Source organism: Ensifer sp. GW101-20A05 (assembly GCF_059424735.1).
On sequence record NZ_JBWKZT010000004.1, the window covers coordinates 142189 to 162166 of the forward strand.

General features: G+C 61.6%; 25 protein-coding genes. 16 read left to right on the top strand and 9 right to left on the bottom strand.

Annotation, left to right across the window (positions count from 1 at the left end; genetic code table 11):
- Positions 1-11 precede the first annotated feature (11 nt).
- Positions 12-1031 (bottom strand): Fe(3+) ABC transporter substrate-binding protein, encoded by a 1020-nt coding sequence (locus AC070A_RS12565; RefSeq protein ID WP_057250963.1) that lies wholly within the window; start codon positions 1029-1031, stop codon positions 12-14.
- 215 nt (positions 1032-1246) lie between these two features.
- Here AC070A_RS12565 and rirA point away from each other — a divergent pair, with 215 nt between their 5' ends.
- Positions 1247-1711: an iron-responsive transcriptional regulator RirA gene (gene rirA / locus AC070A_RS12570; RefSeq protein ID WP_112994600.1), complete on the top strand. Its 465-nt coding sequence runs from the start codon at positions 1247-1249 to the stop codon at positions 1709-1711.
- Between the two features lie 134 nt (positions 1712-1845).
- Here the strand turns inward: rirA and AC070A_RS12575 are convergent, their stop codons facing one another.
- Positions 1846-2235 (bottom strand): response regulator, encoded by a 390-nt coding sequence (locus AC070A_RS12575; RefSeq protein ID WP_162727983.1) that lies wholly within the window; start codon positions 2233-2235, stop codon positions 1846-1848.
- A gap of 73 nt (positions 2236-2308) precedes the next feature.
- Positions 2309-3022: a helix-turn-helix transcriptional regulator gene (locus AC070A_RS12580; RefSeq protein WP_057250959.1), complete on the bottom strand. Its 714-nt coding sequence runs from the start codon at positions 3020-3022 to the stop codon at positions 2309-2311.
- A gap of 649 nt (positions 3023-3671) precedes the next feature.
- On the opposite strand from AC070A_RS12580, the gene AC070A_RS12585 reads away from it, so the two are divergent.
- The 8 genes from AC070A_RS12585 to AC070A_RS12620 all read left to right on the top strand — a co-directional run bounded on the left by AC070A_RS12585 (position 3672) and on the right by AC070A_RS12620 (position 11223).
- Positions 3672-5267, top strand: coding sequence for an ABC transporter substrate-binding protein (locus AC070A_RS12585; RefSeq protein ID WP_057250957.1), 1596 nt, complete (start codon positions 3672-3674; stop codon positions 5265-5267).
- A gap of 203 nt (positions 5268-5470) precedes the next feature.
- On the top strand, positions 5471-6475 hold the full coding sequence (locus tag AC070A_RS12590) for an ABC transporter permease subunit (RefSeq protein ID WP_112994576.1): 1005 nt from the start codon (positions 5471-5473) through the stop codon (positions 6473-6475).
- A 10-nt stretch (positions 6476-6485) separates the two neighbouring features.
- On the top strand, positions 6486-7394 hold the full coding sequence (locus AC070A_RS12595) for an ABC transporter permease subunit (RefSeq protein WP_057250954.1): 909 nt from the start codon (positions 6486-6488) through the stop codon (positions 7392-7394).
- A gap of 2 nt (positions 7395-7396) precedes the next feature.
- Entirely contained in the window at positions 7397-8239 is an 843-nt protein-coding gene (locus tag AC070A_RS12600) for an ABC transporter ATP-binding protein (RefSeq protein ID WP_082615831.1), read from the top strand.
- Positions 8236-9066, top strand: coding sequence for an ABC transporter ATP-binding protein (locus AC070A_RS12605; RefSeq protein ID WP_492384493.1), 831 nt, complete (start codon positions 8236-8238; stop codon positions 9064-9066). The genes AC070A_RS12600 and AC070A_RS12605 overlap by 4 nt, the downstream gene beginning before the upstream one ends.
- Before the next feature lie 179 nt (positions 9067-9245).
- Positions 9246-9590, top strand: a complete 345-nt coding sequence (locus AC070A_RS12610; RefSeq protein WP_057250950.1) for a RidA family protein — start codon at positions 9246-9248, stop codon at positions 9588-9590.
- Between the two features lie 176 nt (positions 9591-9766).
- Positions 9767-9937 carry a hypothetical protein gene (locus AC070A_RS12615; RefSeq protein ID WP_093231984.1) on the top strand — a complete coding sequence of 57 codons (171 nt, stop codon included), beginning with the start codon at positions 9767-9769 and terminating at the stop codon, positions 9935-9937.
- Between the two features lie 155 nt (positions 9938-10092).
- The gene (locus AC070A_RS12620; RefSeq protein WP_373419808.1) at positions 10093-11223 is read left to right on the top strand and encodes an AI-2E family transporter; all 1131 of its coding nucleotides are present in this window, start codon (positions 10093-10095) and stop codon (positions 11221-11223) included.
- Between the two features lie 10 nt (positions 11224-11233).
- Here AC070A_RS12620 and AC070A_RS12625 read toward each other — a convergent pair whose 3' ends face one another.
- Positions 11234-12031 (bottom strand): response regulator, encoded by a 798-nt coding sequence (locus AC070A_RS12625; protein ID WP_058320468.1) that lies wholly within the window; start codon positions 12029-12031, stop codon positions 11234-11236.
- Positions 12032-12265: 234 nt separating this feature from the next.
- Between AC070A_RS12625 and AC070A_RS12630 the strand changes: the two genes are divergently transcribed.
- Positions 12266-12421: a NepR family anti-sigma factor gene (locus AC070A_RS12630; RefSeq protein ID WP_244495600.1), complete on the top strand. Its 156-nt coding sequence runs from the start codon at positions 12266-12268 to the stop codon at positions 12419-12421.
- A gap of 60 nt (positions 12422-12481) precedes the next feature.
- Here AC070A_RS12630 and AC070A_RS12635 read toward each other — a convergent pair whose 3' ends face one another.
- Positions 12482-12730, bottom strand: coding sequence for a YMGG-like glycine zipper-containing protein (locus tag AC070A_RS12635; protein WP_034800856.1), 249 nt, complete (start codon positions 12728-12730; stop codon positions 12482-12484).
- 461 nt (positions 12731-13191) lie between these two features.
- Between AC070A_RS12635 and AC070A_RS12640 the strand changes: the two genes are divergently transcribed.
- Entirely contained in the window at positions 13192-13515 is a 324-nt protein-coding gene (locus tag AC070A_RS12640) for a hypothetical protein (RefSeq protein ID WP_057250943.1), read from the top strand.
- Between the two features lie 48 nt (positions 13516-13563).
- A complete protein-coding gene (locus AC070A_RS12645) occupies positions 13564-13761 on the top strand; it encodes a CsbD family protein (RefSeq protein ID WP_057250941.1) in 198 nt (65 codons plus the stop codon).
- A 130-nt stretch (positions 13762-13891) separates the two neighbouring features.
- Here AC070A_RS12645 and AC070A_RS12650 read toward each other — a convergent pair whose 3' ends face one another.
- Complete coding sequence (locus tag AC070A_RS12650) at positions 13892-14089, bottom strand: hypothetical protein (RefSeq protein ID WP_057250939.1); 198 nt, start codon at positions 14087-14089, stop codon at positions 13892-13894.
- 226 nt (positions 14090-14315) lie between these two features.
- On the opposite strand from AC070A_RS12650, the gene AC070A_RS12655 reads away from it, so the two are divergent.
- Positions 14316-14480: a DUF1328 domain-containing protein gene (locus AC070A_RS12655; protein WP_065372751.1), complete on the top strand. Its 165-nt coding sequence runs from the start codon at positions 14316-14318 to the stop codon at positions 14478-14480.
- A 290-nt stretch (positions 14481-14770) separates the two neighbouring features.
- Positions 14771-16024: an NAD(P)/FAD-dependent oxidoreductase gene (locus tag AC070A_RS12660; protein WP_112994574.1), complete on the top strand. Its 1254-nt coding sequence runs from the start codon at positions 14771-14773 to the stop codon at positions 16022-16024.
- Between the two features lie 81 nt (positions 16025-16105).
- On the opposite strand, the gene AC070A_RS12665 is transcribed toward AC070A_RS12660, so the two are convergent.
- A complete protein-coding gene (locus AC070A_RS12665) occupies positions 16106-16858 on the bottom strand; it encodes an SDR family NAD(P)-dependent oxidoreductase (protein WP_112994573.1) in 753 nt (250 codons plus the stop codon).
- Positions 16859-16950: 92 nt separating this feature from the next.
- Here AC070A_RS12665 and AC070A_RS12670 point away from each other — a divergent pair, with 92 nt between their 5' ends.
- On the top strand, positions 16951-17571 hold the full coding sequence (locus tag AC070A_RS12670) for a TetR/AcrR family transcriptional regulator (protein ID WP_112994572.1): 621 nt from the start codon (positions 16951-16953) through the stop codon (positions 17569-17571).
- 74 nt (positions 17572-17645) lie between these two features.
- Here AC070A_RS12670 and AC070A_RS12675 read toward each other — a convergent pair whose 3' ends face one another.
- Positions 17646-18116 carry a hypothetical protein gene (locus AC070A_RS12675; protein WP_218372964.1) on the bottom strand — a complete coding sequence of 157 codons (471 nt, stop codon included), beginning with the start codon at positions 18114-18116 and terminating at the stop codon, positions 17646-17648.
- A 255-nt stretch (positions 18117-18371) separates the two neighbouring features.
- On the opposite strand from AC070A_RS12675, the gene AC070A_RS12680 reads away from it, so the two are divergent.
- Positions 18372-19511: a fumarylacetoacetate hydrolase family protein gene (locus AC070A_RS12680; protein WP_058325424.1), complete on the top strand. Its 1140-nt coding sequence runs from the start codon at positions 18372-18374 to the stop codon at positions 19509-19511.
- Between the two features lie 46 nt (positions 19512-19557).
- Here AC070A_RS12680 and AC070A_RS12685 read toward each other — a convergent pair whose 3' ends face one another.
- Positions 19558-19806 carry a hypothetical protein gene (locus AC070A_RS12685; RefSeq protein ID WP_057250937.1) on the bottom strand — a complete coding sequence of 83 codons (249 nt, stop codon included), beginning with the start codon at positions 19804-19806 and terminating at the stop codon, positions 19558-19560.
- Between the last annotated feature and the right edge of the window lie 172 nt (positions 19807-19978).

Here is a 19978-nt window from a genome sequence, read left to right on the forward strand (position 1 = left end):
TCGGTTCGCGATCAGTCCTGCGGGCCGTCGTTGTAGCCGACCTTGTCGACCAGTTCCGATGCCTTCTTGCGGTTGGCGGCGATGTCGGCGAGAGGCAATTCGTCCGGCTTGATCGTGCCGAAGGACTTCACGACGTCTGACGGCTCGGCGCCCGGAAGAACCGGATATTCGTAGACCTGCTCGGCGTAGATCTTCTGGGCTTCGCCTTCCGACAGGAATTCCATCAGCTTCAGCGCGTTGTCCTTGTTCGGGGCGTTCTTGGCGAGTGCCATGCCCGAGATGTTGACGTGCGTGCCGCGGTCCTTGGCGTTCGGGAAGAGCACCTTGATGGCGGCAGCCCAATCCTTCTGTTCCGGCTCCTTCTCGTTGGTCAGCATCAGACCGACATAGTAGGTGTTGCCGAGTGCGAGGTCGCATTCGCCGGCGAGAATCGCTTTGGCCTGGTCGCGGTCGCCGCCGTCGGGCTTTTTGGCGAGATTGTTCTTGAGGCCCGTCAGCCACTTCTCGGTTTCGGCTTCGCCATGGTGGGCGATCATCGAGGCGAACAGGCCGATGTTGTAGGAGTGCTGGCCGTCGCGGGTGCAGATCTTGCCCTTCCACTTCGGATCGGCAAGTTCTTCATAGGTGATGTCGTCCTGGGCGACGCGGTCCTTGGAAGCGTAGACGACGCGGCCGCGCGTGGTGAGGCCGAACCAGTTGCCGTCAGGATCGCGGAAATGTGCCGGGATGTCCTTGCTGATCGTCTCGTTGACGACCGGCTGGGTGACGCCTGCGTCCTTGGCTTCGGTCAGGCGGCTGATGTCGACCGTCAGGATCACGTCGGCCGGCGAGTTGGCGCCTTCGGCCTGGATTCGCTCGACGAGGCCCTTGTCGAGGAAGAGCACGTTGGTGGTGATGCCGGTTTCCTTGGTGAAGGCGTCGAGCAGCGGCTTGATCAGATCGGGCTGCCGGTAGGAATAGATATTGACCTCACCGTCGGCCCAGGCGGCGCTCGTCGTAAGCAGGGTTGCCGTCAGGGACAAAACGCCCATCGCTGCTCTTGAAACGGACATCGCTTCCTCCATTTTCTTGTTTGAGCTAAGTTAACAAAAATGCTCATCTTTCTTGACCTCAGCGCCCAGAACAGTCAATCGGGAAACGGTTAACACTCAACAAGAAGTGAATTTTCGAGCTTTTTGGAATTGTTCCAAACTACGATCCGTCCTATATGATGAACTCGTGAACCTCTCGAATGCCGGAGTGAATGATGCGTCTGACGAAACAAACGAACTACGCGGTTCGCATGTTGATGTACTGCGCCGCCAACGGAGAAAAGCTCAGCCGCATTCCCGAAATCGCCAGGGCCTATGGCGTTTCCGAGTTGTTTCTCTTCAAGATCCTGCAGCCGCTGACCAGGGCCGGCCTTGTCGAGACCGTCCGCGGCCGCAATGGCGGCGTGCGCCTGCCGAAGCCCGCATCCGCCATCACCCTGTTCGATGTCGTCAAGGTAACGGAAGACAGCTTCGCCATGGCGGAATGCTTCGAGGCCGGCGAGATCGACTGTCCGCTCGTCGATAGCTGTGGCCTCAATTCGGCGCTCCGCAAGGCGCTCAACGCGTTCTTTGAGGTGCTTCAGGGCTACACGATCGACGACCTCGTCAAGGCGCGTCCCCAGATCAACTTCCTGCTCGGTCTCGAAGAAACGAAGCGTCCGCAGACCACGGCTGCCTGACGATCCAGGGCCTACTGCATGTCACCTTAAATCGACCTCGTTTTAAGGACAAAGATATGCAGCAAATCAAAGTGCTACAGCGACCTTTGCGCGTCTGATAGAACGCGCGGCGCTGTAGCGGAGCTTCGCTGGGTTCACCCCTGCGGCAGATATTCCCGCAATATGAAATCGATCGCGGTCGGGTCGATTTCCGCCTTGTCGATGCGGAAGTCGGCACCGTACTCCTCCAGATTCTGAAAGTAGGGATCGGCGAGCGACGCCGAAATCACCCCGATCGGCCCGATGTAACCCTGGTGCCGAAGCGCCGGCACGGTCTCGCGGAAATCGCGCTGCGGCTGAAGTCGGTTGTCCAGGAGGATCATCGACACCGGCTTGCCCGAGCGCAGGAAATCCAGCGCGCCCTCCATCGTCTGGCAGTAATGCAGCTCGATCTCGATATTGCTCACCTTGCGGATCAAGGCGCGCAGGATCAGGTTTTCAGTCGGATCGTCGTCAACGAGCAGGATGTGAGCTTTTCGCGTCATGACCGATACCCTTGCTGATTTGCAGGCGTCCTGTTCGTTGGGCGTGGTGTAGTGGGATACCACGCATCGGCTGTCACTGGATGATCTGTTCTCGGATCGCCTTCGCCACCATCTGGGTGCGGTTGACGACATCAAGCTTTTTCAGGATCGTTGCGGTGTGGGAATTCACGGTGTGCTCCGACACGGAAACGATGAGAGCGATCTCGCTTGCCGTCTTCCCGTGCGAGATCCACTTGAGAATTTCGGTCTCCCGCGGCGTTAGGCCCATGCCGGTCTTGTTGGCCAGCGCGATGCGATAGAAGTAGTCGAAGGCTGAGACCGCGTCATAGGCGACTTCGACATGCTCGGTGCGGCCGATGTCATCGCCATCACCGAGAAAGAGAACGGCGTAGCGCGCGCCGGTGGCAGCCGCATGCACGGGCACGCTGAGCAGCAGCTCGAAACCGAGCTGCACGAGCAAATTCTGGCTGGTGTCGCAGCCCGGGTCGTCCGTCCGCCAGACGGAGGAAATCGCCGACCGGTGCAGCGTCTTGTAGAAGAGGGAGTCACCGAAGCGGTGGCGCTTGTCGTATTCCTCGGCAAGCCCGGAGGGAAGATCATGCAGCACCAGGCGGGTGGACAGCATGCACGCGTCGTTCTCGTTGCCGAGCTGAAGAATGCCGAAATGGCTGAAGCCGAACCTGAGCGCCATCGTGTGGAAGATGCGGAAGAAGTCTACGCGGTTCAGCGCTTTCTCAAGTTCGTCGCGAAGATCGTATCGCCTGTGATTTTCCAGCAAAGCCGCCACGGAATGGCTATCCCCTTGTCGTCGCGCGGCAGTCTATCCGGCGCGCCGGAGCGATCAACCGGCAAAGATCGGCGCCGGCATTGCTGGCAGCAAGCATCATGCCCGTCCCTCGGCAAACCTGCCGAAAGACGGCAAACTGTAAAAGGCGGCTGCCGGTCCCTCCCAAGGACGTCTGGGCACGTCGATTGTCTCCCCCGAGTTTTGTATACATTCTATTGCACAATCCTGTTGGTGATTTCTACCATAGTATCTTGGGATTGACGGAAACCTGTCGGTACCGAATCTCACTCTCGTGAGGCGGATGATCGTGTATTCCGCAGGCCCGCCGTTCGCGCTAGAATAAAGGCGGGCATCCGGGGCGAGACTAGCCCCGGTGGAGGGACGAACAAGGCACGTTGTAAACCCTGCGGAAACAGCCGGGAAGCCTTGGTTCGAAGGTGTCGCGCTGCATTGATTCGTCAGTCGATTCTAAAACAGTGGACAGAGATCCCGGCTCTACCTGCGGGCGAATTTTTCGCATAGACAAATTTATGCGGCGACTTATTGCAATGCGACGCCAAATGTCGTTCCATCCGGCCTTGACCGGGGGGCAACGGCATTCCGCGTCAGGAAAACACGAGAACAAAAACAAATCTGGGAAGCAAAGCTCATGAAAAAGCTCACTACTCTGTTTGCAGCGACGGCGCTTGCCACGCTGATGGCCGGCTCTGCCTGGTCGAAGACGTTCGTCTATTGCTCGGAAGGTTCGCCTGAGGGTTTTGACCCGGGCCTGTATACCGCCGGCACGACGTTCGACGCGGCGGCACACACGGTCTACAACCGCCTGCTCGAGTTCAAGAAGGGCACGACCGAAGTCGAGCCGGGCCTTGCCGAGAGCTGGACGATTTCCGACGACGGTCTCGTATACACGTTCAAGCTGCGTCCGGGCGTCAAGTTCCAGACGACCGAGTTCTTCACGCCGACCCGCGAGCTGACCGCCGACGACGTGGTGTTCTCCTATGAGCGCCAGCTGAAGGCCGACAATCCGTGGAACAAGTACATCACCGGCGCTTCGTGGGAATACGCAGCCGGCATGGGCTTCCCGGAAGTCATCAAGTCGGTCGAAAAGGTTGACGACCTGACCGTCAAGTTCACCCTGACGCGCAAGGAAGCTCCGTTCCTCGCCAATATCGCAATGCCGTTTGCTTCGATCCTGTCGAAGGAATATGCCGACAAGCTGCAGGCTGACGGCAAGATGGAGCAGATGAACCAGATGCCGCTCGGCACCGGTCCGTTCGCCTTCGTCGCCTACCAGCAGGATGCTGTCATCCGCTACAAGGCGAACCCGGACTACTGGGGTGGCAAGCAGAAGATCGACGACCTCGTCTTCGCAATCACCACCGACGCTTCCGTTCGCTTCCAGAAGCTGCAGGCCGGCGAATGCCACCTGATGCCGTACCCGAACGCTGCCGACGTCGAAAAGATGAAGGCTGACCCGAACCTGAAGGTCATGGAACAGGCCGGCCTGAACGTCGCCTACCTCGCCTACAACACGACCCAGGCTCCGTTCGACAAGCCGGAAGTGCGCAAGGCGCTGAACAAGGCGATCAACAAGCAGGCAATCGTCGACGCCGTCTTCCAGGGTGCTGCCCAGCCGGCCGTCAATCCGATCCCGCCGACGATGTGGTCCTACAACGACAAGCTTGAAGACGACACCTACGAGCCGGAAGCAGCCAAGAAGATGCTCGAGGACGCAGGCGTCAAGGACCTGTCGATGAAGCTCTGGGCAATGCCGGTTTCGCGTCCGTACATGCTGAACGCTCGCCGCGCAGCTGAACTGATGCAGTCGGACTTCGCCAAGGTCGGCGTCAAGGTCGAGATCGTCTCTTACGAATGGGCCGAATACCTCGACAAGTCCAAGGCGAAGGATCGTGACGGTGCCGTCATCCTCGGCTGGACCGGCGACAACGGCGACCCGGACAACTTCCTCGACACGCTTCTCGGCTGCAATGCTGTCGGCGGCAACAACCGTGCGCAGTGGTGCAACCAGGAATTCGACACCCTCGTGAAGAAGGCGAAGGAAACCTCGGATATCGCCGAGCGCACCAAGCTCTACGAAGAGGCCCAGGCCGTCTTCAAGCGCGAGGCGCCGTGGGCGACGATCGACCACTCGCTCTCCGTCGTGCCGATGCGCAAGAATGTCGAGGGCTTCGTTCAGAGCCCGCTCGGCGATTTTGCCTTCGACGGCGTGGACATCACCGAGTAATTTAGTTAACTGATCCTTAAGGGGGCGTTTGCCAAGGGCAAGCGCCCCTCTTTGCATCCACTATAGCGACCCGAGTTCCTCCTGGAGCGCAAAAGGTCGCTGTGGCATTTCGACTTGCTGTATGCTTCGCCGTTAAGTGGGAAAGCATGCAGTGGTGCCAGCGGCGGGATACAATGCCGCGGCAACATGGCGCGGGGTTTAACATGTTCCGATTTCTCTTGGGGCGATTGGCTGTCCTGATACCGACCTTCGTCGGGGTCTCCATCATCGCCTTCTCCTTCATTCGCCTGCTTCCGGGCGATCCGGTGGCGCTGCTTTCGGGCGAGCGCGTCATGTCGCCGGAGCGGCATGCGGAAATTTCACATGCGCTCGGTTTCGACCGACCGATCGTGGTCCAGTACCTCGACTATCTCTGGGGCGTGCTCCACGGGGATTTCGGTACTTCGATCGTGACCAAGAAGCCGGTCATCGACCAGTTCTTCGAGCTGTTCCCGGCGACCGTCGAGCTTTCGCTCTGCGCGATCCTGTTTGCGATCATCCTCGGCATTCCGGCCGGCGTGATTGCGGCGATCAAGCGCGGCTCGGCCATCGACCAGGCGATGATGGGCACCGCACTCGTCGGCTTCTCCATGCCGATCTTCTGGTGGGGCCTGCTGCTCATCATGCTGGTCTCCGGCATGCTGCAGTGGACGCCGGTCTCGGGCCGTATCTCGCTGATGTACTTCTTCCCGCCGGTTACCGGTTTCATGCTGATCGACTCGCTGCTGTCCGGCCAGCCCGGCGCCTTCAAGTCGGCGGTCAGCCACCTGATCCTGCCGACGATCGTGCTTGGCACCATTCCGCTTGCGGTCATCGCGCGCCAGACGCGCTCGGCGATGCTTGAAGTCCTCTCTGAAGATTACGTCCGCACGGCGCGCGCCAAGGGTCTTTCGACCTTCCGCGTCGTTGGCGTCCATGCGCTGCGCAACGCGTTGATTCCGGTGGTTACCACCATCGGTCTGCAGGTGGGCGTCATGCTCGCCGGCGCGATCCTGACGGAGACGATCTTCTCGTGGCCGGGTATCGGCAAGTGGATGGTGGATTCGGTGTCGCGTCGTGACTACGCCGTCATCCAGGGGGGCCTGCTGGTCATCGCTGCGGTGATCATGGTGGTCAATCTCATCGTCGACCTGCTCTACGGTCTGATCAATCCGCGTATCCGGCACTAAGGAGGGCGTCATGTCTCAAGCTGCTGCAACAAGCGCCGTTTCGACCGATCCGTCCCGCCGGGCGCGACTGGCCGAGTTCTGGTATTATTTCTCCGAGAACCGCGGCGCTGTCATCGGCCTCGTGTTCTTCCTGCTCCTCGTCCTGCTGGCGGTCTTTGCGCCGTGGATCGCGCCCCATGATCCGGTGGCGCAGTACCGTGATGCGGTTCTGGTTCCGCCGGTCTGGCAGGAGGGCGGCCGCGCCGGCTACCTGCTCGGTACCGACGCCGTCGGCCGCGACATGCTGTCCCGTCTGATCTACGGCACGCGCTTCTCGCTGTTCGTCGGCGTCATCGTGACGACGTTGTCGCTCGTCGGCGGCATCGCGCTTGGCGTCATCGCCGGCTACTTCCGTGGCTGGGTCGATACCGTCATCATGCGCGTGATGGACATCATCCTCGCCTTCCCGTCGCTGCTGCTCGCCCTGGTGCTTGTCGCGGTTCTTGGGCCGGGCCTCGTCAACGCCATGATCGCGATCGCGCTCGTCTTCCAGCCGCACTTCGTGCGCCTGACGCGTGCGGCCGTCATGAGCGAAAAGACCCGTGACTACGTGGTTGCCGCCAAGGTCGCCGGCGCCGGACATGGCCGCCTGATGTTCAAGACGATCCTGCCCAACTGCATGGCGCCGCTGATCGTCCAGGCGACGCTCTCCTTCTCGAGCGCCATTCTCGACGCTGCAGCCCTCGGCTTCCTCGGCATGGGCGCCCAGCCGCCGACACCGGAATGGGGCACGATGCTCGCCGAGGCCCGCGAGTTCATCAGCAGCCACTGGTGGGTGGTCACGCTTCCGGGTATCGCGATCCTGATCACGGTGCTGGCAATCAACCTGATGGGGGACGGCCTGCGCGATGCTCTCGATCCCAAGCTGAAGAGGTCCTGATCATGGCGCTTCTCGAAATCGAAAACCTGGTCGTCGAATTCCAGACGGCCGCCGGTCCCTTCCGCGCCGTCAACGGCGTCTCCATGAAGGTCCACGAACGCGAGGTTCTGGCGATCGTCGGCGAGAGCGGCTCGGGCAAGTCCGTGTCGATGCTGGCCGCCATGGGACTTCTGCCCTGGACGGCGAAGGTGACGGCCGACAAGCTCACCTTCAACGGCCGCGACCTCTTGGGCATGTCGGCGAACGAGCGACGCAAGATCATCGGCAAGGATATTGCCATGATCTTCCAGGAGCCGATCGCCAGCCTCAACCCGTGCTTCACCGTCGGCTTCCAGATCGAGGAAGTGCTGCGCATCCACATGGGTCTCGACAAGGCCGGCCGCCGCAAGCGCGCCATCGAACTGTTCGAGGCGGTCGGCATTCCCGATCCGGCCGAGCGGCTCGGTCACTTCCCGCATCAGATGTCGGGCGGCCAGTGCCAGCGTGTGATGATCGCGATCGCGATCGCCTGCAACCCGAAGCTTCTGATCGCCGACGAGCCGACCACCGCGCTCGACGTGACGATCCAGAAGCAGATCCTCGACCTGCTGATGAAGCTGCAGGCCGAGCACAAGATGGGCCTGATCATGATCACGCACAACATGGGCGTGGTCGCGGAGACCGCCGACCGGGTGGTCGTGCAGTACAAGGGCCGCAAGATGGAAGAGGCCGACGTGCTGACGCTCTTCGAAAATCCGAAGAGCAACTATACCCGCGCACTTCTGGCGGCTTTGCCGGACAACGCGACCGGCGATCGTCTGCCGACGATCTCCGAACTCTTCGTCGATGAAGGAGCGGCCCAATGAGCGTGATCCTTGAAGCGCGCAACCTGGTGCGCGACTACCATATCCCCGGCGGCCTTATAAAGAAGGCAAAGACCGTTCATGCCTTGAAGGGCGTGAGCTTCAGCGTCGAACAGGGCAAGACGCTGGCGATCGTCGGCGAGAGCGGCTGCGGCAAGTCCACGCTTGGCCGCATCCTCACTCTGATCGACGCGGCGACCTCGGGCGAGCTGTTGATCGAAGGCAAGAAGATCGACATCGCCAAGGGCGACATGACGCCGGAGATGCGCCGCAAGGTGCAGATCGTCTTCCAGAACCCTTACGGCTCGCTCAACCCGCGTCAGAAGATCGGCGACATCCTGATGGAGCCGCTGGTCATCAATACCGATACGCCCGCCGACGAGCGTCGCGATCGGGCGATGACGATGTTGAAGAAGGTCGGTCTCACCGACCTGCACTTCAACCGCTACCCGCACATGTTCTCCGGTGGCCAGCGCCAGCGTATCGCCATTGCGCGCGCGCTGATGCTGAACCCGAAGCTGCTGGTGCTCGACGAGCCGGTATCGGCGCTCGACCTTTCGGTTCAGGCACAGGTCTTGAACCTGCTCGCCGATCTGCAGGACGAGCTCAAGCTGACCTACGTCTTCATCAGCCATGACCTCTCGGTCGTGCGTTACATCGCCGACGACGTCATGGTGATGTATTTCGGCGAAGCCGTCGAATATGGCAGCCGTGACGAGGTCTTCGCCGATCCGAAACACAGCTATACCAAGACGCTGTTTGCCGCGACGCCGCGTGCGGACGTGGAGAGCATCAAGGCACGATTGGCGAAGAAGAAGCAGGCGGCCTGATCCATCACCGCTGATTTTCGCCGAGGAAACAAGAGAAGCCGGGCAGCCACTGCCCGGCTTCTTTGACATCAAGACACGATGGTGTAGAGGTGTCGCGCCGCCTTCACTTCTCGCCTCTGGGCGGCGGGCAGCCGCTTTTCGGCCGGACGACCGTTCGGCCCAACCTCAGGAACACGATCATGGAAATCAAGCGTTTCGAAACCGGCCCCCGTATGAGCCAGGCCGTGGTCTACAACAACACCGTTTACCTCGCCGGCCAGGTCGGTAACGCCGGTGACGATGTCGTGACGCAGACGAAGCAGGCGCTTGCCGAAGTCGACCGTCTTCTGGCGCTCGCCGGCACCGACAAGACCCGCATCCTCTCTGCCACCATCTGGCTTGCCGACATGGCCGATTTCCCGAAGATGAACTCCGTCTGGGATGCCTGGGCTCCGCAGGGCCATACCCCCGCGCGCGCTACCGGCGAAGCCAAGCTTGCGACCCCGGAATACCTCGTCGAGGTCATCGTCGTCGCTGCCGCCTAAGCCCTGCGGTACGGGCTTTTCCGCATCACGCTTTCAGCGCCGTCGGACCTCCTGTCCGGCGGCGTTTTTCGTGGCGCCGCTTGGGTCGCGCAGGGAACCAATTGGCGAGCCCGCACGTTATCGTCCGAACCAAGAATCTGGCCAAAAAACCGGGCCAACCTTTGGGAGGACTGTCTATGCTCTATTGGCTACCACGGGTCTGTGTCCTTCTTTTCGCGGGCGTCCTGATCGCTTTCGGTCTCATTCCGGACACCGCTGCGGGTGTCGCTAACACCTTGCTCGTCATCATTCTCGGCCTCGGTCTGCTCTCGCTGACCCTGCATATCTTTCCACCGGAACGTCATTGATCGAGCGCGATCCAGGCGGCGTGCCGCAATCTGAGGCGAAGCCTGCGGCTGGGCAGTTCGATGTCCTGCCCGCAAGACCGGACGGCAGTCGCGCGTCCGTGCCTGAAGGACAGCGAGGCATGCCTGAGGGACAGCGAGGCGTGATCTTGGAAACCTTGCGGCGAGCCGGTGCTTCACACGAGTACAAGCGCGCAAGACGCATTGTCGAAGAGGAGGCGGCCGTTGCGACGGCGGCGCCGTCGACCGCGCCGCGGCGTGACGGTATCGATCTGATGGTTGCCTGGAGCATCGTCGGCCTCTTCGTCATTGCCGGGTCCGCTGCCATCTACACCATGGAGACGATCCTGCTGCCCATCACGCTCGCGATCGTTGTCGGTATCGTTCTCGGGCGCACGGCTGACGCACTGGCGCGCTATGGTTTGCCGCCGATCTTCGGCGGCCTGCTGCTGGCGATGATTTTCGTGATCGGTCTGTCCTTCCTCGTCAACGCATTGCTCGGCCCGCTGACGGCACTCGCCTCCGAAGCGCCGAAGCTTGCCGAGGGCGTCGTGGCGCGCATCATGCCCTTTGTCGACCGGTTTGAGTGGTTGCGGCTGGCGGTCGCGCGGAGCGTAGGGAACGATGCGATTGCCGATACCGTTATGAAGAACGCCGGCCCGATGCTCGCTGCCACCGTCGGGGGACTGACACCGGCCCTCGTACAGACTTTGATCTTTCTCGCAGCGCTCGGTTTGTTTCTGCTTGGCCGGCTGGAACTGCGCAAAGCCATCATTCTCGCCTTTGCCGGCCGCGAGCAGCGCCTCAGCGCCATCCGCATCATGAATGCCATTGAAGATGCACTGGCGCGGTACTTCTCCATCGCCAGCCTGATCTATCTGGCACTCGGAACTGTGACGATGGTCATCGCACTCGTCGGTGGCCTCGCCATGCCGCCGCTCTGGGGCCTGTTTGCTTTTGTCTCAAGCTTCATTCCCTATCTCGGCGTGACGGTGATGACGCTGAGCCTTGTCGTCGGCGGGCTGATGACGCACGAGGTGCTGTGGCTGGCGCTGGCGCCGGCCGTGGCTTTCTTCGTCGTTCACCTGGCCATGGAAAATCTCGCCATTCCGGCCATCCTCGGCAGTGAACTCGAGGTGAATCCGTTTCTGGTGTTCATTGCGATCGTCTTCTGGACCTGGATGTGGGGCGCGGTCGGCGCCATGCTGGCGCTGCCGCTTTCTCTCATCGTCCTTGCAATCGTCGAAGAAATCCGTGAGCAGCCGCCGGAACGGCAACTGCCTGGCTGAAGGGGAAAGATCAGCGCCGAGCCGAGCGGGCGTGCTCGTCGAAGAACAACGCCTGACTGATCAGAGCCTTCACCATGTCCGGATTGAACGGCTTGGTCACGAGGAAGGCCGGTTCCGGCCGCTTGCCAGTGAGCAGTCGCTCGGGGAAGGCGGTGATGAAGATCACCGGCACCGTCGCCTGAGTGAGGATTTCGTTGACGGCATCGATGCCCGAGCTGCCATCGGCGAGCTGGATGTCGGCGAGCACCATCCTCGGGGATGTCTTGCGATAGAGATCCAACGCCTCAGTATGGGTGCGGGCGATGCCCGTCACCCTGTGGCCGAGGCTTGTCACCATGTCTTCGATGTCGAGCGCGATCAGCGGCTCGTCCTCGATGATCAACACATCGGTTGCGACCTGGCGTGAGATGTCTTCCGAGGCAACCGTCAAGAGCTTCGAAAATTCGCCCTGGCTCAGACCCATGATCTCCGCCGCATCGGCGATCGAGAAGCCTTCGACCGAGACGAGCAGGAAGGCTTGGCGCGGCGCAGGCGCGATCAGCGACAGGTTCGCGGCCGCCTGTTGTTCCCAGGCAAAGGGCGAGGCGTTTTCCGTCAGATCGATCGAAATCTTCTCGAACTGCGAGCAGAATAGTTTGTAGAGGCTGATTCGATCGTTCGACGTATCCGGGAAGAGGCCGATGTCCTCGATGAGGGCTTCGAGAACGGCGGCCACATATCCGTCACCCGCGGCCTGCGAACCGGTGACGGCGCGGGCGTAGCGGCGCAGGAAGGGCAGGTGTGGCGCGATCCGGGTCGAAAGGGACATCAACGACTTCCTTAGGTGCAATACGATTCGTTTGTTTTCTGAGGATAGGGGACATCTGGCGGAATACGTGAATGGTTTTGAACACGTTTTTCGGCCTAGAGCAAATCCGGCACACTCGCCAGGCGGTCTTCTGTGCGGATGGGTGGAAAACAACGGGAAGGCCGCAAGCGGCGGTAGATTCAGAACATGGACGACGGGACCGAAAGACGGGAAGGGCAGGGCGGAGGACCGGGTGTGGCCGCGGAAAATTCGGATGCCCACGGGCTGATCGGCGCCAGATTGAAGGCGCTCTATCAAGCGCTGGAACAGGAGCCGGTTCCTGAGCTCTTCGTCGATCTGCTTGAAAAGCTGGAGAAAGCGGAAGCGGCGGCGGCTGAGCGCGGGCCTTGAGCCTAACCCGCCTTAACGGAAGAAACGGGCCAAGGCCCGTTTCTCCATTGTTCGTGCCGATCAGCAGGCGGCCTCATAGCGGCGGCCGTAGCGGTCGCGATAGATGCAGCGGCCCGGTTCGTTGGCATTCCCGATGAGTGCACCGGCAACGCCGCCGATCGCTGCGCCCACGGCAGCACCTCTGACATTGCCCGTTGCTGCGCCGCCGACAATGGCGCCACCGGTTGCGCCGATTGCCGCACCCTTTTCTGTTTGCGTGCAGGCGGCCAGCGGGAGAATGAGGCTTGCTACGATCAGTATCTTCTTCATGACGCGTTCCTATCCGGTTGCTCTGTTGAACATAGAATCGGTTACTTGAAATTGATTTGTCGGGACTGATGACGAACAGAATGACGACAATGAGGCATCTGTCGCACCCGGTGCCGCGTCATTGGCCAGCTTTGACTTGCTCGCAATGGGCGAGCTACGTGTGGTGTGTCCTTGCCTCCCAGCATCTCCTCCATCGCTCGGCCGCAGTCGCAGCACTTGTTATCGTTGCGAAAACGACGACTGCTGCGTTTTGTTCCATAGCCGCCGGTCCGGCATAGCATCTCTCGCCGGCAGCGACGGCTGCCGGAACGGCGTCCATGCGCATCTGAAGCGCGAGGCGTGGGCGCGGCGAACGCGCTACGTGGGCAAAGGTTCCAACAAAAATTAGATCTCGTCCGGTGGAACAGGAGGGCAGTCGTCCCCGTTTGCCGTTCTCAAGTTTGACGTTGGGGAGCATGCCCATGGAACACATAGCTGCCATCATGGTCCTGGTCGGCTGCATGCAGGCCACGGACGCCTGCCGCGAGGTGCCGGCGCCGACCGAGGCGTTCGAAACCGTAGACGAATGCCGCGAACTGCTTTCGCCGGCGATCAAGGCGACCGCCGGGGCCTTCAAGCACGCCTATGGTGCCTGCGCCGAGGTTGACCCGGCTCTGCTTGTCGAGGACGCGACCATCGAATGGCACGTCACTCCTGCGGGCCGCTTGCAGGTCAAGGTGCAGGTCGATGATGGCAGTTACACGGTTGCCGCGCGCCACGACAGCCATGCGAAGACCCGCAACTGAGTTCACGGGCCGCGCGTGTGGCGGCCCATCAAACCGAAAGGCAAAGCAATGAATTGGGATATCGTCGAAGGCAAATGGCATGAACTGAAAGGCAAGGTGCAGGCGCAATGGGGCAAGCTCACCAACGACGATCTCGACGTCATCGATGGTCGTCGGCAGGAGCTTGCGGGGCGTATTCAGGCCCGCTACGGGGTCGCACGCGACGAGGCGGAGCGTCAGATCGACGAGTGGATGTCACGGCGCTAGGAAAAGGGTCGACACAAGCTCGGCAACCAGAGGCGCGTAAAGTTGCAAACAGAAGAAGACAGGCGATGACATAAGAAAAACCGCCCGGCCCTGGCCGCGGCGGCTTTTCAATTGTCTTGCGGAAGCTTGGTTATTTCTTCTGTGCCATCCGTTCGCGCCGGCGAAGTTCTTCGAGAAGATGTTCGAGTTTCGCACTCTGATCTTCGCTGCTATTGACGTAAAGATCGCGCATCGTCTTACCGATGTGAAGATTGCCAGCCTGGAGATCTTTTCTCTCCCGACCCGCTGCAACCGCCGTTTTCCAGATATGTGCTATCGGCATCTTCATTTCGACCCTGCATATTCCATGGAGGAGGAACGTCAGAGTATCTCGAATGTTCCGGGCATTTCCGGTACAAACCGTCTCGATTTGGGACTCTTTTGTCTATCATGGTAAATGAATGGTTAATGTCCGTGGGAATGAAGATTTTCTCAGAGCGCATTTCATAAGATATTTGGAACAAAGTGATAGTTGTGGCGTTTGCTTTGCAGTAATCCTGGCAAGGAGAATTGCTATGTTATACTATGCGCTTGTCTTCCTCGTTGTGGCAATCATAGCGGGTGTACTTGGTTTCGGTGGCGTTGCGGGTACCTCGGCGGGTATCGCGCAGGTCCTTTTCTTCCTCTTCCTCGTCTTCCTGGTGATTTCGCTGGTCGCGGGCCTGGTGCGTCGAGGCTGACGGAGCGGTCGCAAACGCAAGGTAGTTGGACATGGGCGGCGGCAACGTCGCCCTTCTTGCATCCGCAGGTCCGCTCCGTCGGCTCGCCTTGCTTGCCCTTGCAGGCCCGCTTGGCTATTGATGCCGATACCGCCGCTTTTGCCTTGAGGATACCGAAGATCATGAAATCGCTGGAACTGCTCGTCGAGCAGATCATCCTCTCCAGCCGCTCGCTGAAGAAGAAATGACGTTGGCGCCGTGGCTCGAGCAAAGCCGCGGCTTGTCTTGATCGGAAAACGGGGCAGCTGCAAATGAAGACTGACGTAGTGGTTCTCGGCGCCGGCATCGTCGGTATCTCCACCGCCATCCATCTGGCGCGGCGCGGCAAGTCGGTGGTGCTTCTCGACCGTCGCGGCGCCGGCGAGGAAACCTCCTACGGCAATGCGGGGCTGATCCAGCGCGAGGGTGTGTTTCCCTATGGCTTCCCGCATGATTTCGGCGCGCTCTTCCGTTACGCGCTGAACAACACGATCGACGCGTCCTATCATTTCCGGGCCTTGCCGGGGCTGGTGCCGTTCCTGGCGCGGTACTGGTGGCATTCGGGCTTTACCCAGCACCAACGCATCGCCCATCTCTATGCGCCGCTGATCGAGCATTCGATCAGCGAACACCAGGACCTGATCGCGGCGTCAGGCGCGGGCGAACTCATCCGTAAAGACGGCTGGATGAAGGTTTTCCGCACCGAGAAGCAGCGCGATTCGGCCTACAAGGAGGCGGAGAAGCTTTCGGCTGGCTTCGGCGTCAATCACCAGAAACTGTCTTCAAGCGAACTGAAGACGATCGAACCGTCCATCAAGGCTGATCTCGTCGGCGGTCTGCGCTGGAGCGATCCCTGGTCGATCCGCGACCCGCACAGTCTCAACAAGGCTTATCTCGCCTATTTCCAATCGCTGGGCGGGCGCCTCGTTTCCGGCGACGCAGCCACGACTGAACATATCCTCGAAGGTCCCGGTTGGCGCGTCGCGACACCGGAGGGCCCGCTCGAGACCCGCGAAGTCGTCGTGGCGCTCGGTCCTTGGGCCGACACGGTCACTCGCAAGCTCGGCTACCATATCCCGCTCGCGGTCAAGCGCGGCTACCACATGCACTATGGCATGCAGGAGGGCGCGCAGCTCAACAACTGGGTGCTTGATGCCGAGAAAGGCTATTTCCTGGCGCCGATGCTGCGCGGCATCCGTCTGACGACCGGCGCCGAATTCGCCTGGCGCGATGCGCCGAAGACGCCGGTACAATTGACCCGCGCCGAACGGGTGGCGCGCGAATTCTTCCCGCTTGCCGAACGCCGCGACGAAGAGCCGTGGATGGGCGCGCGCCCCTGCACGCCGGATATGATGCCTGTCATCGGCAAGGCGCCGCGCCACGAGGGCCTGTGGTTTGCCTTCGGCCATGCGCATCACGGCATGACGCTCGGGCCAGTCACCGGACGGGCACTGGCGGAAGCGATGACCGGAGAAAAGACGGTCATCGATATCGCGCCATACCGGCCGGAACGCTTCCTCTCTTAGGATCCGCACCCAAGACCAAATTTTCACAAGGCCGGAAGCGTCGCTTCCGGCTTACTTCGTTTCCGTAGAAGGGAAGATGCTTCAGGCGTTGGTGCCACCGTCAATGGTGAATTCGGCGCCGGTGACACTGCGGCCGTCAGGGCCCGCAAGCCAGGCGACAACGCCTGCCACATCGCTTGCCTCGTTGAAGCGGGGGATCGCCATCAGCCCGCGCTGCGGACCGGCAAGCTCGCCATCGGCGGGGTTCATGTCGGTATCGGTCGAACCGGGATGGACGATGTTGACGGTAATGCCCCTCGGCCCGAGATCACGCGCCACCGCCTTGGTAAAGCCGACGAGCGCGGATTTGCTCAGCACATAGAGGCTCATCCCCGGCCACGGAACGCGTTGGGCGAGGTTGCTGCCGATCGAGATGACGCGTCCGCCCTCGGGCATGTGCGCTGCTGCAGCACGCGTCGCAAGGAACACCGCCTTCACATTGACGTCGATCGTCCGGTCAAAGTCGTCCGCAGTCACCTCCGTCACCGTTCCGGCATCGAACACGCCGGCATTGTTGACGAGGATGTCGATGCGGCCGTGCTTCGCGGCAACCGCGCCGACAGCAGCCTCGACCGCGCCCGGATCGCGGTTGTCCGCCTGGATCGCCAGCGCCCTGCCGCCGCCCTTGGTGATCTCCGCCACCAGTGCCTCAGCCTTTGCCTTGGACTGGCTGTAGGTCACCGCGACGGTTGCGCCTTCATCCGCCAGACGTTTTGCGATCGCCGCGCCGATGCCGCGGCTACCACCCGTCACCAGAGCCACCTTGTTTTTCAAACTCGTCACTGGTTTCTCCATATCTGTAGTGATCGATACATATATAAAGGGGCGACTTGCCAGCCGCTGTCAAGCGATTTATGTATTGATCGATACAGAAAGGAATTACTCCCATGTCGAGCCGCGGCCGTCCACGCAATTTTTCCCGAGAGGAGGCGCTCGCCAGCGCCATGCGGCTCTTCTGGGACAAGGGCTACGACAACACGTCGCTAACCGATCTGACCCAGGCGATGGGGCTGAAACCGCCGAGCCTCTACGCGGCCTTCGGCAGCAAGGCACAGCTCTTCATCGAGGCGGTCGATCTCTATGGCCGGACGGACGGTGCCGGCATCTGGGATGAGCTGGAAACGGCCCCAACGGCCAAGGCGGCGGTACATGACCTTCTGAGGCGCACCGCCGAGAACTTCACCCGCGGCGGCGAACCGCGCGGCTGCATGGTCGTGCTTTCGGCGCCGCAGATGGCGGGCGGGGATCCGGAGGTCTGTGACGCGTTGAAGGTGCACCGGCTTGAAAAGCAGGTCGCGCTTGAGCGGCGGTTCGAGCGTGGTGTCGCGGACGGCGATCTGCCTGAGGGCACGCCGTGCGCTGCAATCGCGGCCTATGTCGCCTCGCTCCAGCATGGAATGTCGATCGAGGCCCGCGACGGCGCAACACGGGAAACCTTGCTGGCGATCGCCGACTGCGCCGCCGCCGGCTGGGACGCCATGGTCGCGGCATCGATCAAGCCGAACTGAGCGGCCGAACTGAGCGCTTTTTAAGCGCCAATGGCCGAAGGGAGAGCCCTCCAGCCATGGCCGTCGGTCAACCGTTACTGTGCCGGCTGCGTCATGTTGGGCGTGGTGCCCGGCGTCGAGTTCGGGGTTGAACCCTGCGTTTCGGGCGTCGGGGTACCCTGCTGCGGCGTCGCTTCGGGCGCCGGCTGGGTCGTCGTTTCACCAGAGGGCGCCGTGCTGCTATCGGCCGGCGGAGTAACCCGACCCGTCGTGCCTGGTGTCGCGGTACCCGGTGCCGTCGTGTCCGGAGTTGCCTGACCCGTTGCCGGCTGGTCCGTAGTCGGCGGCGGTGCCGCGGTATCGGCGGTATCCCGGCTCAGTTCAGCCGGCAGCCAGGCGATCAGCGCCAACACCAGACCGGCGAGCAGGATGATGACGATCGGCCAGTTGCTGCGCCCCGAACGGGCCGGAGGCACATCGCTCATGTGCGCTTGCGTCTGCGGCAGAGGCTGCCCTGTCACCGGATCGATCACCGGCTTTTCCTTGAACTCTTCGTGCTGGTTCATTGCGTTCATCCTTTTCTTGGCGTCCTCCTGGCCTCAGGCGACTGCTCCTGAACCTTCCTAGGCAGCCGTAGGCAGCGGATTTCGCGCCGTCGCGAAGCGACAAGGGCGCCCGGAGGGCGCGTGGCATAACCGTAAACGCGTGAAAATATGCAATGTTCCGGACGCTACAACCCAAGGGACGCTTGCGCGCTGCCGTCGGCTTTACATCTCCCTTCTCGGCTGCAAGAAATAGAGTGCGCACGGAGGATGGGCGGCATGACCGATACAGCGTTTGGCAAGGGCACTTTTGTCGGCCGCGTCTGGCGTCCCGATCTCGGCGGGCCGTCGCTTGTCACGATCCGCGACGGCGCTCTGTTCGACATCACCTCGAAGGCAACGCCGACGATGCGCGACCTGCTTGAGCTCCCGGATCCGGTCGCGCATGTGCGCTCCGTAGCCGGCGAGCGGCTTGCCTCGCTTGAAGAGTGTCTCGCGCGGAAAGCGGATGCATCGACCCTCCATCTCATCGCGCCCTCGGACCTGCAGGCAGTGAAGGCCTGTGGCGTCACCTTCGCGCGCTCGATGATCGAGCGCGTCATCGAGGAGAGGGCGGCGGGCGATGCGTCCCGCGCCGAAGCGATCCGCAGCCGCGTCACCGCCGTCATCGGTGACAGCCTGCGCAACCTGAAGCCCGGCTCGGCGGAAGCAGCCCGCGTCAAGGCAGCGCTCCAGGAGGAGGGCGTCTGGTCGCAATATCTGGAAGTGGGCATCGGCCCGGATGCCGAAGTCTTCACCAAGGCCCAGGTGCTCTCGGCGGTCGGCCCTGGTGCCGCTGTCGGTCTGCACCCTGCCTCGCGCTGGAACAATCCGGAGCCGGAGATCGTGCTCGCGGTCTGCTCCAGAGGCCAGGTCAAGGGCGCAACACTCGGCAACGACGTCAACCTGCGCGACATTGAGGGCCGCTCCGCGCTGCTTCTCGGCAAGGCTAAGGACAACAATGCCTCCTGCGCCATCGGCCCCTTCATTCGCCTGTTCGACGAAACCTACACGATCGACGATGTCCGCAAGGCCGAGCTCACCCTGCTTGTCGAAGGGGAGGACGGCTACCGGCTCACCGGCCGAAGCTCGATGGCGGAGATCAGCCGCGATCCGCTCGATCTCGTCGCCCAGACCATCGGTCCGCACCACCAATATCCCGATGGCGTCATGCTGTTCATGGGCACGCTCTTTGCCCCTGTCGAAGACCGCGACGAACCCGGCCAGGGTTTTACCCACAAGCTTGGCGACGTGGTGACGATTGCCAATGCCGAACTCGGCCGGCTGACCAACACCGTCAGGCTTTCGACGGAATGCGCGCCCTGGAATTTCGGTGCTGCGGCGCTGATGCGCAACCTCGCGGGACGCGGCCTGCTTTAGCGCGACCGGCCGCTTCCGTTGCCCGACCTATTCCGGTCGCGGGCGGCTATGTCATCTTCCGCATGACCCAGAGAGCGCGGCCGGGGTGGGCGATGTCGGGCACGACTTGAAGCCGCGCATCGTCCTTCAGCCGTTCTGCCTCTGCGGCGTCGAGAAACAGGATCTGCCGATCGGTTTCGTTCGCGTTTGGCGTAATCCACCAGCGCCGATCCTCGCAACAAAGACCGGCTTCCGGATTTTCCTGGATATACTCGATCGCATATTCGGCGTCCGTCTTTCTGCCAGCATCGAACATGGGCCGTCCTCCGCCTGTGATCGCTTGCAAGTGAGCTATTATGCGCCTGCTGCGGAGCTTTGGGCAGCCCGGAAGTGTTCTCCCGCCAATCGCCTCATGCGCCGCACCAGTCTCCGGCGCTTCAACGTCGGCCTTTCCATCCGCCCGGCAGGCGCATAGGCTCGCGAGCCTG

Bases quoted from the DNA above. Each gene is read 5' to 3' on its own strand.
- AC070A_RS12565 (WP_057250963.1), bottom strand. From the start codon at position 1,031: ATGGGCGTTTTGTCCCTGACGGCAACCCTGCTTACGACGAGCGCCGCC.
- rirA (WP_112994600.1), top strand. From the start codon at position 1,247: ATGCGTCTGACGAAACAAACGAACTACGCGGTTCGCATGTTGATGTAC.
- AC070A_RS12575 (WP_162727983.1), bottom strand. From the start codon at position 2,235: ATGACGCGAAAAGCTCACATCCTGCTCGTTGACGACGATCCGACTGAA.
- AC070A_RS12585 (WP_057250957.1), top strand. From the start codon at position 3,672: ATGAAAAAGCTCACTACTCTGTTTGCAGCGACGGCGCTTGCCACGCTG.
- AC070A_RS12590 (WP_112994576.1), top strand. From the start codon at position 5,471: ATGTTCCGATTTCTCTTGGGGCGATTGGCTGTCCTGATACCGACCTTC.
- AC070A_RS12595 (WP_057250954.1), top strand. From the start codon at position 6,486: ATGTCTCAAGCTGCTGCAACAAGCGCCGTTTCGACCGATCCGTCCCGC.
- AC070A_RS12600 (WP_082615831.1), top strand. From the start codon at position 7,397: ATGGCGCTTCTCGAAATCGAAAACCTGGTCGTCGAATTCCAGACGGCC.
- AC070A_RS12605 (WP_492384493.1), top strand. From the start codon at position 8,236: ATGAGCGTGATCCTTGAAGCGCGCAACCTGGTGCGCGACTACCATATC.
- AC070A_RS12610 (WP_057250950.1), top strand. From the start codon at position 9,246: ATGGAAATCAAGCGTTTCGAAACCGGCCCCCGTATGAGCCAGGCCGTG.
- AC070A_RS12615 (WP_093231984.1), top strand. From the start codon at position 9,767: ATGCTCTATTGGCTACCACGGGTCTGTGTCCTTCTTTTCGCGGGCGTC.
- AC070A_RS12625 (WP_058320468.1), bottom strand. From the start codon at position 12,031: ATGTCCCTTTCGACCCGGATCGCGCCACACCTGCCCTTCCTGCGCCGC.
- AC070A_RS12635 (WP_034800856.1), bottom strand. From the start codon at position 12,730: ATGAAGAAGATACTGATCGTAGCAAGCCTCATTCTCCCGCTGGCCGCC.
- AC070A_RS12640 (WP_057250943.1), top strand. From the start codon at position 13,192: ATGGAACACATAGCTGCCATCATGGTCCTGGTCGGCTGCATGCAGGCC.
- AC070A_RS12645 (WP_057250941.1), top strand. From the start codon at position 13,564: ATGAATTGGGATATCGTCGAAGGCAAATGGCATGAACTGAAAGGCAAG.
- AC070A_RS12650 (WP_057250939.1), bottom strand. From the start codon at position 14,089: ATGAAGATGCCGATAGCACATATCTGGAAAACGGCGGTTGCAGCGGGT.
- AC070A_RS12655 (WP_065372751.1), top strand. From the start codon at position 14,316: ATGTTATACTATGCGCTTGTCTTCCTCGTTGTGGCAATCATAGCGGGT.
- AC070A_RS12660 (WP_112994574.1), top strand. From the start codon at position 14,771: ATGAAGACTGACGTAGTGGTTCTCGGCGCCGGCATCGTCGGTATCTCC.
- AC070A_RS12665 (WP_112994573.1), bottom strand. From the start codon at position 16,858: ATGGAGAAACCAGTGACGAGTTTGAAAAACAAGGTGGCTCTGGTGACG.
- AC070A_RS12670 (WP_112994572.1), top strand. From the start codon at position 16,951: ATGTCGAGCCGCGGCCGTCCACGCAATTTTTCCCGAGAGGAGGCGCTC.
- AC070A_RS12675 (WP_218372964.1), bottom strand. From the start codon at position 18,116: ATGAACCAGCACGAAGAGTTCAAGGAAAAGCCGGTGATCGATCCGGTG.
- AC070A_RS12680 (WP_058325424.1), top strand. From the start codon at position 18,372: ATGACCGATACAGCGTTTGGCAAGGGCACTTTTGTCGGCCGCGTCTGG.
- AC070A_RS12685 (WP_057250937.1), bottom strand. From the start codon at position 19,806: ATGTTCGATGCTGGCAGAAAGACGGACGCCGAATATGCGATCGAGTAT.